At 61.9% G+C, this 12,039-nt stretch carries 12 protein-coding genes; all 12 read left to right on the forward strand.

The features are described 5' to 3' along the window. The first annotated feature begins 88 nt into the window (after positions 1 to 88). The 12 genes from RP6297_RS03910 to cysM all read left to right on the forward strand — a co-directional run bounded on the left by RP6297_RS03910 (position 89) and on the right by cysM (position 12,019). Positions 89 to 997, forward strand: coding sequence for a prephenate dehydrogenase (locus tag RP6297_RS03910; protein ID WP_037027456.1), 909 nt, complete (start codon positions 89 to 91; stop codon positions 995 to 997). A 21-nt stretch (positions 998 to 1,018) separates the two neighbouring features. Further along, on the forward strand, positions 1,019 to 2,323 hold the full coding sequence (aroA, locus tag RP6297_RS03915) for a 3-phosphoshikimate 1-carboxyvinyltransferase (RefSeq protein ID WP_009238655.1): 1,305 nt from the start codon (positions 1,019 to 1,021) through the stop codon (positions 2,321 to 2,323). Between the two features lie 28 nt (positions 2,324 to 2,351). Beyond that, complete coding sequence (cmk, locus tag RP6297_RS03920) at positions 2,352 to 3,047, forward strand: (d)CMP kinase (RefSeq protein WP_009238654.1); 696 nt, start codon at positions 2,352 to 2,354, stop codon at positions 3,045 to 3,047. Between the two features lie 135 nt (positions 3,048 to 3,182). After that, complete coding sequence (rpsA, locus tag RP6297_RS03925) at positions 3,183 to 4,871, forward strand: 30S ribosomal protein S1 (RefSeq protein ID WP_009238653.1); 1,689 nt, start codon at positions 3,183 to 3,185, stop codon at positions 4,869 to 4,871. A 45-nt stretch (positions 4,872 to 4,916) separates the two neighbouring features. Next, positions 4,917 to 5,345, forward strand: coding sequence for an integration host factor subunit beta (locus tag RP6297_RS03930; protein WP_009238652.1), 429 nt, complete (start codon positions 4,917 to 4,919; stop codon positions 5,343 to 5,345). Between the two features lie 193 nt (positions 5,346 to 5,538). Continuing rightward, complete coding sequence (locus tag RP6297_RS03935) at positions 5,539 to 5,862, forward strand: LapA family protein (protein WP_009238651.1); 324 nt, start codon at positions 5,539 to 5,541, stop codon at positions 5,860 to 5,862. 3 nt (positions 5,863 to 5,865) lie between these two features. Continuing rightward, complete coding sequence (gene lapB, locus RP6297_RS03940) at positions 5,866 to 7,140, forward strand: lipopolysaccharide assembly protein LapB (protein WP_009238650.1); 1,275 nt, start codon at positions 5,866 to 5,868, stop codon at positions 7,138 to 7,140. 64 nt (positions 7,141 to 7,204) lie between these two features. Further along, a complete protein-coding gene (locus RP6297_RS03945; protein ID WP_009238649.1) occupies positions 7,205 to 8,569 on the forward strand; it encodes a UDP-glucose dehydrogenase family protein in 1,365 nt (454 codons plus the stop codon). 38 nt (positions 8,570 to 8,607) lie between these two features. After that, on the forward strand, positions 8,608 to 9,540 hold the full coding sequence (gene rfaE1 / locus RP6297_RS03950) for a D-glycero-beta-D-manno-heptose-7-phosphate kinase (protein WP_009238648.1): 933 nt from the start codon (positions 8,608 to 8,610) through the stop codon (positions 9,538 to 9,540). An 18-nt stretch (positions 9,541 to 9,558) separates the two neighbouring features. Next, the gene (gene rfaD / locus RP6297_RS03955; protein WP_009238647.1) at positions 9,559 to 10,554 is read left to right on the forward strand and encodes an ADP-glyceromanno-heptose 6-epimerase; all 996 of its coding nucleotides are present in this window, start codon (positions 9,559 to 9,561) and stop codon (positions 10,552 to 10,554) included. A 138-nt stretch (positions 10,555 to 10,692) separates the two neighbouring features. Beyond that, a complete protein-coding gene (locus RP6297_RS03960; RefSeq protein ID WP_009238646.1) occupies positions 10,693 to 11,007 on the forward strand; it encodes a ComEA family DNA-binding protein in 315 nt (104 codons plus the stop codon). 109 nt (positions 11,008 to 11,116) lie between these two features. Then, entirely contained in the window at positions 11,117 to 12,019 is a 903-nt protein-coding gene (cysM, locus tag RP6297_RS03965; RefSeq protein WP_009238645.1) for a cysteine synthase CysM, read from the forward strand. Positions 12,020 to 12,039: the final 20 nt, after the last annotated feature.

Consider the following 12,039-nt stretch of genomic DNA (forward strand, 5'->3'; position numbering starts at 1 on the left):
TAACCGCCGTGGCGCCCCGTTTCAGGCATCGGGCGCCGAGCACATCGGGCTACAATGCCGCTTTGTTTTTTTCTGGCAGGGCGATGTTGTGGCCTCTTCTTTTTCGAGTTCCCGGTTGGTGATTGTTGGCGTGGGCCTGATTGGCGGCTCGCTGGCGCTCGGCTTGCGTCGCGCCGGGGTGGTGGGGCATGTCGTGGGCGTCGGCCGATCGGCCGCCTCGCTTGAGGCGGCGATCCGCCTGGGCGTGATCGACGAAGCGCTACCTATGGAAGAGGCCGTGCGCGGCGCCGACATGGTGGTGCTGTGCGCACCCGTCGCGCAGACGTTGCCGTTGCTGCTCGCCATGCAGCCGCATCTGGGGCCGGACACCATCGTTACGGATGCCGGCAGCACCAAATCCGACGTCATCATGGCCGCCAAGACGGCGCTGGGCGATCAGGTCAGCCAGTTCGTGCCGGCGCATCCGATTGCCGGCCGTGAGCTGAACGGTGTGGAGGCAGCGCTGGCCGATCTCTATGTCGGCAAAAAGACCGTGCTATGCCCTCTGCAGGAAAACCGTCGCAGCAATATCGCCCGTGTGCAGGCGATGTGGGAAGCCGCGGGCGCCTATTGCCACATCATGTCGGCCGTGCAGCACGACGCCGTGTTCGCTGCGGTCAGCCACCTGCCGCACGTGCTGTCGTACGCGCTGGTCGCGCAGATCATCAATGCCGAAGATGCGTCGCTCAAGCTGGATTTTGCAGGCGGCGGTTTCCGCGATTTCACGCGCATCGCTGCATCATCGCCGGAAATGTGGCGTGACATCTGCTTATCGAATCGGGATGCGTTGCTACGGGAACTGACAACGTATGAAGCCGTGATCGGCCGTTTGAAGACGATGATTGCAGAGCAAGACGGCGCGTCGCTCGAGCGGGTATTCCGCCGTGCCAGCGAAGCGCGTCTGGCGTGGCCGCAACGTGCGGCGCACGGAAATGCAGCCGGTGGGCAATCCGAATAACGTTTTGAACTGAATGGATTCATGGAACATCTCGACGTCGGTCCGCTGAAGACGGCGCGCGGCACCATCAAGCTGCCGGGCTCCAAGAGCATCTCTAACCGTGTGCTGCTGCTCGCGGTACTCGCCCAGGGCGAGACCGTGGTGCGCGACCTACTGGATTCCGACGACACGCGCGTCATGCTCGAAGCGCTTGGCAAGCTGGGCGTCTCGGTCGAAGGCCTGGGCGACAACGCGTACCGTGTCACCGGCACCGGCGGCCGCTTCCCGAACAAGTCGGCCGACCTGTTCATGGGCAATGCGGGCACAGCCATCCGTCCGCTGACGGCTGCGCTGGCGCTGCAAGGTGGCGAGTACACGCTGCACGGCGTGCCGCGCATGCACGAACGGCCGATCGGCGACTTGGTCGACGGCCTGCGCCAAGTCGGTGCGCGCATCGACTACACGGGCAACGAGGGCTATCCGCCGCTGGCGATCCACGCCGCGCCGGTCAAGATCGACGCACCGATCCGTGTGCGCGGCGATGTGTCGAGCCAGTTCCTCACGGCATTGCTCATGGCGCTGCCGCTGGTCGAGTCTGCCGGCAACGTCACCATCGAAGTGGTCGGTGAGTTGATTTCCAAGCCTTACATCGAAATCACGCTGAACCTGATGGCGCGCTTCGGCGTGCAGGTCGTGCGTGATGGCTGGTCGTCGTTCACCGTGCCGACTGGCGTGGTCTACAAGGCGCCGGGCGAAATTTTTGTGGAAGGCGATGCCTCGTCCGCTTCGTACTTTCTCGCGGCCGGCGCGCTGGGTGGCGGGCCGGTGCGTGTGGAAGGCGTTGGCATGTCGAGCATCCAGGGCGATGTCCGCTTTGCCGATGCGCTCAACCGAATGGGCGCCAACGTCATGGCTGGCGGCAACTGGATCGAAGTGCGCGGCGTCGAGCGCGACGACGGCAAGTTGCACGCCGTCGAGTTGGATTGCAACCACATTCCGGATGCGGCAATGACGCTAGCCGTGGCCGCGCTGTTTGCCGACGGTACGACCACGCTCACGAACATCGCGAGCTGGCGCGTCAAGGAAACCGACCGCCTGACCGCCATGGCCACCGAGCTGCGCAAGCTCGGCGCCGAAGTCGAAGAGGGCGCAGACTACATTCGCGTGACGCCTCCGTCGCAATGGACGCTGCCGGCCGGCGGCATCGACACCTACGATGACCATCGCATGGCGATGGCCTTTTCGCTGGCGGCCTTCGGTCCGGTGTCAGTGCGGATCAACGACCCCCGTTGCGTCGGCAAGACGTTCCCGGAGTATTTCACGGCCTTCGGCGGCATCACCGCTTGAATCGCAATTAACCGCCTGCATTTTCATCATGTCCGACACCGCTGCTTCCATGCCCTACCCGGTCATCACCATTGACGGCCCGACCGCATCCGGCAAGGGCACGGTCGCTCACCAAGTTGCTGACCTCCTTGGTTTTCATCTGCTGGACAGCGGGTCGCTGTACCGACTGGTGGCCCTCGAAAGCATGCGCGAGAACGTCGATGACCACGACGTTGAAAATCTCGTGCGTATCGCCCGCGAACTGGATGTGCGCTTTAAGGCGGATCGCATCTGGCTCAAGGGCGAAGATGTGAGCTTGGCCCTGCGCCATGAGTCCGTGGGCAATCAAGCTTCGGCCATCGCCGTGCACGGCGCCGTGCGTGAGGCGCTCCACGCACGTCAGCGGGCCTTCTTGGAAGCCCCCGGTCTCGTGGCCGACGGCCGGGACATGGGCACCGTGGTTTTCCCCGAAGCGGTGCTTAAGGTGTTCCTGACGGCAAGTGTGCAGGCACGCGCCGAGCGGCGCTATAAACAATTGATTGCAAAGGGTTTTTCTGCTATAGTGGAAAGTCTTTCGCAGGACTTGGAGGCGCGTGATTTGCGGGATCGCACCCGCAGTGTCGCACCGCTGCGTCCGGCGCAAGATGCGCGGCAACTGGATTCGTCCGACATGACGGTCGATGAAGTCGTCGCGCAGGTACTGGACTGGTACCGTCAGGTGCAGGGCGCCAACAAGGCAAACTGACCCGGCTGAACTGGTTCGATCGGTGCCGGTGGCATGTCGCTGCCGGCGGTTGTTCAACTCGTAACCCCGCATGCGTGTCTTCGCCCGTTCTGTGCGAAAGCAATGCGAGGCATGTTCTGCGGATGTCCATTCTTTATGTCCCAAACTAACGAATCTTTTGCCGCCCTGTTCGAAGAGTCGATCGCCAAGTCCAATATGAAGGCTGGCGAAGTGATCTCTGCGGAAGTTGTGCGTATCGACCACAACTTCGTCGTTGTGAACGCGGGCCTGAAGTCTGAAGCTTTTGTTCCGGTCGAAGAGTTCCTGAACGATCAGGGCGAGCTGGAAGTGCAAGTCGGCGACTACGTTTCGGTCGCAATCGACGCGCTGGAAAACGGCTACGGCGACACGATCCTGTCGCGCGACAAGGCCAAGCGTCTGGCTTCGTGGCTGAACCTTGAGAAGGCACTGGAATCCGGCGAGATCATCTCCGGTACGGTGACTGGCAAGGTCAAGGGCGGCCTGACCGTCATGGTCAACGGTATTCGTGCATTCCTGCCGGGTTCGCTCGTCGACGTGCGTCCGATCAAGGACACCACGCCGTACGAAGGCAAGACCCTCGAATTCAAGGTCATCAAGCTGGATCGCAAGCGCAACAACGTTGTGCTGTCGCGCCGTGCCGTGGTTGAAGCCACGCTGGGCGAAGAGCGTCAGAAGCTGATGGAAACGCTCAAGGAAGGTGCAATCGTCAACGGTATCGTCAAGAACATCACCGACTACGGCGCGTTCGTGGATCTGGGTGGCATCGACGGTCTGCTGCACATCACCGACCTGGCATGGCGTCGTGTGCGTCACCCGAGCGAAGTGCTGTCGGTTGGCCAGGAAATCACCGCCAAGATCCTCAAGTTCGACCAAGAGAAGAACCGCGTTTCGCTGGGCGTCAAGCAACTGGGCGAAGATCCGTGGGTCGGCATCTCGCGCCGCTACCCGCAAGGCACCCGCCTGTTCGGCAAGGTGACCAACCTGACCGACTACGGCGCGTTCGTTGAGATCGAAGCCGGCATCGAAGGTCTGGTGCACGTGTCGGAAATGGACTGGACCAACAAGAACGTTGCTCCGTCCAAGGTTGTTCAGCTGGGCGACGAAGTGGAAGTCATGGTCCTGGACATCGACGAAGACAAGCGTCGTATCAGCCTGGGCATGAAGCAGTGCAAGGCCAACCCGTGGGACGATTTCGCTCGTAACCACAAGAAGGGCGACAAGCTGGCCGGCCAGATCAAGTCGATCACCGACTTCGGCGTGTTCATCGGTCTGCCGGGCGGCATCGACGGCCTGGTGCACCTGTCGGACCTGTCGTGGCAAGAGACTGGCGAAGAAGCCGTTCGCAAGTACAAGAAGGGCGACGAAGTGGAAGCCGTGGTGCTGGCGATCGACGTCGACAAGGAACGCATCTCGCTGGGTATCAAGCAACTGTCGGGCGACCCGTTCAACAACTTCGTGTCGACCAACGACAAGGGTTCGATCGTGCAGGTCACGATCAAGACCGTTGATCCCAAGGGCGCCGTTGTGCAGCTGGCTGACGACGTGGAAGGCTACCTGCGTGCCTCGGAAATCTCGAGCGACCGCGTGGAAGACGCCCGCAACGTGCTGAAGGAAGGCGAAACGATGACCGCGATGATCGTCAACATCGATCGCAAGTCGCGCAACATCAACGTCTCCATCAAGGCGAAGGACAGCGCCGACCAACAGGAAGCGATGCAGAAGTTCTCGGCGGATACCGGCGCAGCTGGTACCACGAACCTCGGCGCGCTGCTGAAGGCCAAGCTGAACGAAACCAACCAGTAAGCATCCACCGGGTCGACCCTAAAGAACGACGAGGACGCGCGCAAGATGCCCATGACCAAGTCCGAACTCGTGGAAAAGCTGGCCGCCCGCTTTCCGCAGTTGCTGCTGCGGGATGCGGACATCGCGGTCAAGACGATCCTCGATGCGATGTCCGACGCGCTGGCGGACGGGCACCGTATCGAGATCCGCGGGTTCGGGAGTTTCGGTCTGAATCGTCGTCCGCCCCGAGTCGGTCGCAATCCCAAGTCCGGCGAGAAGGTGCTGGTCCCTGAGAAACGGGTGCCGCACTTCAAGGCCGGTAAGGAATTGCGAGAAAGGGTTGACCGCAGCTTGGAGCGACAAGGCGAGCCTTCTTCGGAGGGCGAGCCTGCCGTGTCGCTTGCGGCTGTAAAGGCCGGCCGACAGGTTGACAGTAGCCGTCAGACTGCCGGTTTTCCGGTAGATGGGTCGGTGCCGCTGGCCATGTCGCGCTGAGCCAGGTAACACTTGGTTGTTTCAGGAACGCCCCGCCTGCCGGGGCGTTTTTTATTCCGGCAATGCCTGTGTGCTGCCACGCCCTGCGTGGCTGGCCGCCATATGAATCCGCTACAATGCGGCACATCCCGGCAATCGTGCCGCCAATTGCGTCGCATCCTGCAGCCGCACCGCCGCCCGTTTCTGAATCCGCATGAAATTTCTCGTCTGGGTCATCCGTATCCTGTTGTTTGTGCTGCTCTTCGTGCTGGCACTGCACAACACGGCGGAAGTCTCGCTCGTGCTGCCGTTCGGCGTGGTCTGGCACTCACCGTTGATCCTGATCGCCTTGGCGTTCTTTGTTGTCGGCATTTTGCTGGCCATGCTGGCGATGGCGCCGCGCGTGATGCGGCATCGCTTTGCGGCAAGCCGCCTGCGTCGTCAGATCGGTCGCATGAAGAAGGCCGAAGCGGTGACCGAGGTGCCGACGCCTGTGGTTGCCGACTCTCCGTATCACGTTCCCGGCCCCAAGGTCTGACGCATGGATTTTGATCTCTGGTGGCTGTTGGCAATCCCGCTGGTGTTTGGCTTGGGCTGGGCGGCTGCCCGACTCGATGCCCGCCAGTTGCGCACCGAACAATTGTCGCTGCCGCGCTCGTATTTCAAGGGTCTGAATTTCCTGCTCAACGAGCAGCCGGACAAGGCCATCGACGCTTTCATTGAAGTTGCTCGGCTGGACCCAGAGACCACCGAGCTGCACTTTGCGCTCGGCAGCCTGTTTCGTCGGCGCGGCGAAACCGAACGCGCCATTCGCGTTCACCAAAATCTCGTCAATCGCCCCGATCTGCCCCCCAATGAGCGCGATCACGCTTTGTTTGAACTGGGGCAAGACTTTCTGCGCGCGGGCTTGCTGGATCGCGCCGAGGAATCCCTGCGCATGCTGATGGAAGGCGCATTTGCTGAGCCGGCCAAGCGCGTGCTACTGGAGTTGTATGAAGTCGAGAAAGAGTGGCGCAAAGCCATTGAGGCCGCGCGTGAATTGCAGAAGCTGCAGGGCAAGGATTACGCCGTGCAGATCGCGCAGTTCTGCTGCGAGATCGCGCAGGAAGCGCTGCAGCGCAAGGATGTGCCGAGCGCCATCGAATGGCTGGAACGTGCCCTTCAGGAGAATCCCAAGAATGTGCGCGCCACCATTCAGTTGGGCGATGTGGCGCAAGGGCAGGGCGATGTTGAAGGCGCCATCAAGCGTTGGCGTAGCATCGAACAGCAAAACACTGCGTTCTTGCCCTTGGTGGCTGAACGGCTGATGAAGGCGTACACGCAGCTTGGTCGTGCCGCAGAGGGGCTCGCCTGGTTGCGCTCCAAGATGGACGCACGGCTGGGCCCCGAACTGCTCGATACGGTCTACAAATACGAACTGGACGTGCACGGTATCGACGATGCCGTGGCGCTGATGCGCGACCAGATTCGCCGTCAGCCCTCGTTGATGGCGTTGACGCGGCTGGTGGAAGCCGAGGCGACGCGCGCGTCCGAGGCGGTCGGCCATGAAGCACCTGCGACGGCCGACGTAGCCGAGAGTGCGTTGACGGATCCGGTTGAGGCGGGCAGCAATGCTGATATCCAGCGCGCGCAGGATCTCGGCGCCATTCGGGATTTGCTGCAAAGTCGAACGCGCAACTTGGCGCGCTACACCTGCCAGGAGTGCGGTTTTCGCGCGCGTCTGTTTTATTGGCAATGCCCCGGCTGCAACCGCTGGGAGACGTATGCCCCGCGCCGTACCGAAACGCTCGGCGGCAGCGGTGGCGCCAGCATGTAATTCAGTCCGGCGCGGTGTATTTGCGGCGACCGCGCAGGCGCTTTCTTAATCTTTAAATGTTCGTATGAAAATCACCATCATCGGTAGCGGTTATGTCGGTCTGGTCACCGGCGCGTGTCTGGCGGAGCTGGGCAACGATGTGTTCTGCCTCGACGTCGACCAGAAGAAGATCGACCTGCTCAACGCCGGCGGCGTGCCCATCTACGAACCCGGTCTGAAAGAGCTGATCGAGCGTAACCGTGCGGCTGGCCGCATCCAGTTTTCGACCGATGTGGCTGCCAGCGTGGCGCACGGCGACGTGCAGTTCATCGCTGTGGGCACGCCGCCGGATGAAGACGGTTCGGCCGACCTGAAGTACGTGCTCGCGGCTGCCCGCAACATCGCCCAGCACATGACGGGCTTCAAGGTGATCGTCGACAAATCGACGGTGCCTGTGGGAACGGGCGACAAGGTGCGTGCCGCGGTGGGCGATGTGCTGGCAATGCGCGGCAAGTCGGACATCGGCTTCTCTGTGGTATCGAATCCGGAATTCCTGAAGGAAGGCGCAGCGGTGGACGACTTCATGCGCCCCGACCGTATCGTGCTCGGCACCTATGGCGACGCCGATGGCCTGCGCGCCAAGGCGATCATGCGCACGCTTTACGCACCGTTCAACCGCAACCACGAGCGGACGTTCTACATGGACGTGCGCTCCGCCGAGTTCACTAAATACGCCGCCAATTCAATGCTCGCCACGCGCATTTCGTTCATGAACGAGATGGCCAATCTGGCGGACAAGGTGGGCGCAGACATCGAGCTCGTTCGCCTTGGCATCGGCTCTGACCCGCGTATCGGCTACAGCTTCCTCTACGCTGGCACCGGCTACGGCGGGTCGTGTTTCCCGAAGGACGTGCAAGCGCTGGTGCGCACGGCACAGGAGTACGGTCAGACGCTGCATGTGCTCGAAGCCGTCGAAGCTGTCAACGACAAGCAGAAGGAAGTGCTGGTCGGCAAGATCGAAGATCGCTTGGGAGCCGACCTGACCGGTCGCACATTCGCCATTTGGGGCCTGGCGTTCAAGCCGAACACCGATGACATGCGCGAGGCTCCGAGCCGCATTCTGATTGCCGCGCTGCTGGCCCGTGGCGCGCGCGTGCAAGTGTATGACCCGGTTGCGATGGAGGAGGCCCGCCATGCGTTGGGGCTCGATCTTTCTGCCGAACAACTGGAACGCGTGACGTTCTGCGCCGGTCAGATGGACGCGCTCAAGGATGCCGACGCTCTGGTCATCGTGACCGAGTGGAAGGCGTTCCGCAGCCCGGACTTTAATGCCGTGAAGGCCCTGTTGAAGACGCCGATGGTGTTCGACGGCCGCAACCTGTTCGAGCCGCAAGCCATGCGCGATGCGGGCTTTGAATACCAAGCCATCGGGCGCTCTACCCAATCGTAATCACCGAGACCCACCGGCCGCTGCCGACGCCCAGACCCATGACCACGCTCGCTTCCGAACAGATTCACGCCGCCCGCATCCTGGTGGTTGGCGACATGATGCTCGACCGCTACTGGTTTGGAGACGTCGATCGGATTTCACCGGAAGCACCGGTGCCCGTTGTGCAGATCAAGCGCCAGGATGAACGTCTTGGCGGTGCGGCCAACGTGGCCCGCAACGTGGCGGCGCTCGGTGCGCAGGCAGCCATGCTCGGTGTGATCGGCGACGACGAGCCGGGTCGCAGCATCGAAACGCTGCTCGGCGAGAGCCACGTCACCGGCCATCTCCATCGGGATCCGGCGGTCAACACGACGATCAAGCTGCGCGTGCTCGCACGTCAGCAGCAATTGATTCGCGTTGATTTTGAAAATGCGCCCACGCACGAAGTGCTGATGTCGGTGCTCGATCGTTACGGTACGCTGGTGCCGCAGCACGACGTGGTGGTGCTGTCCGACTACGGCAAGGGCGGTCTCACGCACGTCGGCAAGATGATCGAGACATCGCGCCAGGCGGGCCGCCGCGTGCTGGTCGACCCGAAGGGCGACGACTATTCGCGCTACAAGGGCGCGACCATGATCACGCCCAACCGGGCTGAAATGCGTCAGGTGGTCGGCTCGTGGAAGTCAGAGCAGGACCTCACCATCCGTGCGCAGAATCTGCGCCGTGAGTTGCAGCTCGAGGCACTTCTGCTTACGCGCTCGGAAGAAGGTATGACGCTTTATACCGAGCACGAGGTGCTGCACGTGTCGGCGCAGGCGCGCGAGGTGTTCGACGTGTCCGGTGCGGGCGACACTGTCATCGCCACCCTGGCCACGCTGCTGGGTGCGGGCGCCAACATCAAGGAAGCGGTTCAGTACGCGAATCGCGCAGGCGGCATCGTGGTCGGCAAGCTGGGTACGGCTGTCGTCACGCACGCAGAACTCTTCAACTGATCACCTGATCAACGGATCATGACCATCATCGTCACCGGCGCTGCCGGCTTTATCGGCGCCAACATCGTCAAGGGCCTGAACGAGCGCGGCGAGACCGACATCATCGCGGTGGACAACCTCACGCGGGCCGACAAGTTCAAGAACATCGTCGACTGCCAGATCAGCGATTACCTGGACAAGACCGATTTTGTCGAACGCTTTGCGCGCGGCGAGTTCGGCAAGGTCCGCGCGATCTTCCATGAAGGCGCCTGCTCCGACACCATGGAGACCGACGGCCGCTACATGATGGACAACAACTACCGCTACTCGCTGGCGGTGATGCGCGCGTGTCTGGACCAAGGCGTGCAGTTCCTCTATGCCTCTTCGGCCGCCACGTACGGCGCGTCGGAAACGTTCCGCGAAGAGCCCCACTTCGAGCGGCCGCTCAATGTGTATGGCTACTCCAAGCTGCTGTTCGACCAGATCGTGCGCCGTGTCATGCCGACCGCGCTGTCACAGATCGTCGGCTTCCGCTACTTCAACGTCTACGGCCCGCGCGAGCAGCACAAGGGCCGCATGGCGTCGGTGGCGTTCCACAACTTCAACCAGTTCCGCGCAGAAGGTACCGTCAAGCTGTTCGGCGAGTACAACGGCTACCCGCAAGGCGGCCAGATGCGCGATTTTGTGTCGGTGGAAGATGTGGTGAAGGTCAACCTGTTCTTCTTCGACAATCCGGACAAGTCGGGCATCTTCAATCTCGGTACGGGCCGCGCACAGCCGTTTAACGATATCGCCACGACGGTCGTGAACACGTTGCGCGCAGCAGAAGGCAAGCCGGCACTTTCCACCGAAGAGTTGGCTCAGGAAGGTCTCATCGAGTACGTCAAATTTCCCGATGCATTGCGCGGCAAATACCAGTGTTTCACGCAGGCTGACCAGTCCCGCCTGCGGGCGGCAGGCTACGCGGCGCCGTTCCTGACCGTGCAGGAAGGCGTGGAACGTTACTGTCAGTGGCTGCTGAAGCAGCCGGCCTGACCTGTCAGTCCTGCAAAGAATCAGACAGCGTGTGACTTTTTGTCCGTGCGCAGCAGCATCGCCAGGATGCTCTTTAAGATGTGCCGAAACCGCCGCTCACGTGGCGGTTTTTTTATTCCCTATACCCAGGAGAAGCACATGTTGAAGAAACTATTGGCCACCGCGCTGATGTCCCTGTCGATGCTGTCGATGTCGTGGGCGGCGGTAGATGTAAATACCGCGGACCACGCGGGGCTGGAGACGCTGTCCGGCATTGGCCCCAAGCGTTCCAAGTTGATTATCGAAGAGCGCACCAAGAATGGTCCGTACAAGGATGCTGCCGACTTCAAGGCCCGCGTGTCCGGCATTGGTGACAAGACGCTCGTCAAGCTCGAGAACGAAGGTCTGACGTTCGGTGCTCCGGCTCCTGCACCGGCAGCCAAGAAGGACGGCAAGGACGCTAAGAAGAAATAACGCTGGGTCACCCACCGACAACGCCCCGCCTCTAGCGGGGCGTTTTGCCATGCGCGGGGGAGGGATTTGGGCTGCATTACAATGGCCTGATTCCTGTCCCTTACGCATCATGGCCTATCTCACGATCGAAGACACCATCGGCAACACGCCGCTGGTCCAGCTCCAGCGCATTCCAGGCGAAGGCAACGCGCGTCGCGGCAATGTCATCCTCGGCAAACTCGAAGGCAATAACCCTGCCGGCTCGGTCAAGGATCGCCCTGCGCTGTCCATGATCAAGCGCGCCGAAGCGCGGGGCCGCATCAAGCCGGGCGATACGCTGATCGAGGCCACCTCGGGCAACACCGGTATTGCGCTGGCCATGGCCGCCGCGGTGCGAGGCTACAAGATGGTGCTCATCATGCCGGAAGACTTGTCGGTGGAACGCCGCCAGAGCATGGCCGCATACGGTGCCGAGATCATCCTCACCCCCGTCAAGGGCGGGATGGAATACGCTCGCGACTTGGCCGACGCGATGGAGAAGGAAGGCAAGGGCGTCATCCTCGATCAGTTCGCCAACCCCGACAACCCGCTTGCGCACTACGAGACCACCGGCCCAGAACTGTGGCGCGACACCGAAGGCCGCATTACGCATTTCGTCTCGGCGATGGGCACGACGGGCACCATCACGGGCGTATCGCGCTTCCTGAAAGAGAAGAACGCGGATATTCAGATCATTGGTGCACAACCGGAAGAAGGCTCGCGCATTCCGGGCATCCGGAAGTGGCCCGAGGCGTACATGCCGAAGATCTACGATCCGAAATACATTGATCGCACCGAACCGGTGAGCCAGTCCGACGCCGAGCACATGGCGCGACGCATGGCGCGTGAAGAAGGCATCTTCTGCGGGATCTCTGCGGCTGGCGCGTTGTGCGTCGCGCTGCGCGTGGCCGAGGAAGTCGAAAATGCGACGATCGTGTTCGTGGTGTGCGACCGGGGCGATCGCTACTTGTCGACGGGTGTCTTCCCCGCCTGACGGCACGCCGCATCGCCATG

Source organism: Ralstonia pickettii (assembly GCF_016466415.2).
Taxonomy (GTDB): domain Bacteria; phylum Pseudomonadota; class Gammaproteobacteria; order Burkholderiales; family Burkholderiaceae; genus Ralstonia; species Ralstonia pickettii.

Coding starts and splice junctions, on each gene's coding strand:
- aroA (WP_009238655.1), top strand. CDS start 1,019: ATGGAACATCTCGACGTCGGTCCGCTGAAGACGGCGCGCGGCACCATC.
- cmk (WP_009238654.1), top strand. CDS start 2,352: ATGTCCGACACCGCTGCTTCCATGCCCTACCCGGTCATCACCATTGAC.
- rpsA (WP_009238653.1), top strand. CDS start 3,183: ATGTCCCAAACTAACGAATCTTTTGCCGCCCTGTTCGAAGAGTCGATC.
- RP6297_RS03930 (WP_009238652.1), top strand. CDS start 4,917: ATGCCCATGACCAAGTCCGAACTCGTGGAAAAGCTGGCCGCCCGCTTT.
- RP6297_RS03935 (WP_009238651.1), top strand. CDS start 5,539: ATGAAATTTCTCGTCTGGGTCATCCGTATCCTGTTGTTTGTGCTGCTC.
- lapB (WP_009238650.1), top strand. CDS start 5,866: ATGGATTTTGATCTCTGGTGGCTGTTGGCAATCCCGCTGGTGTTTGGC.
- RP6297_RS03945 (WP_009238649.1), top strand. CDS start 7,205: ATGAAAATCACCATCATCGGTAGCGGTTATGTCGGTCTGGTCACCGGC.
- rfaE1 (WP_009238648.1), top strand. CDS start 8,608: ATGACCACGCTCGCTTCCGAACAGATTCACGCCGCCCGCATCCTGGTG.
- rfaD (WP_009238647.1), top strand. CDS start 9,559: ATGACCATCATCGTCACCGGCGCTGCCGGCTTTATCGGCGCCAACATC.
- RP6297_RS03960 (WP_009238646.1), top strand. CDS start 10,693: ATGTTGAAGAAACTATTGGCCACCGCGCTGATGTCCCTGTCGATGCTG.
- cysM (WP_009238645.1), top strand. CDS start 11,117: ATGGCCTATCTCACGATCGAAGACACCATCGGCAACACGCCGCTGGTC.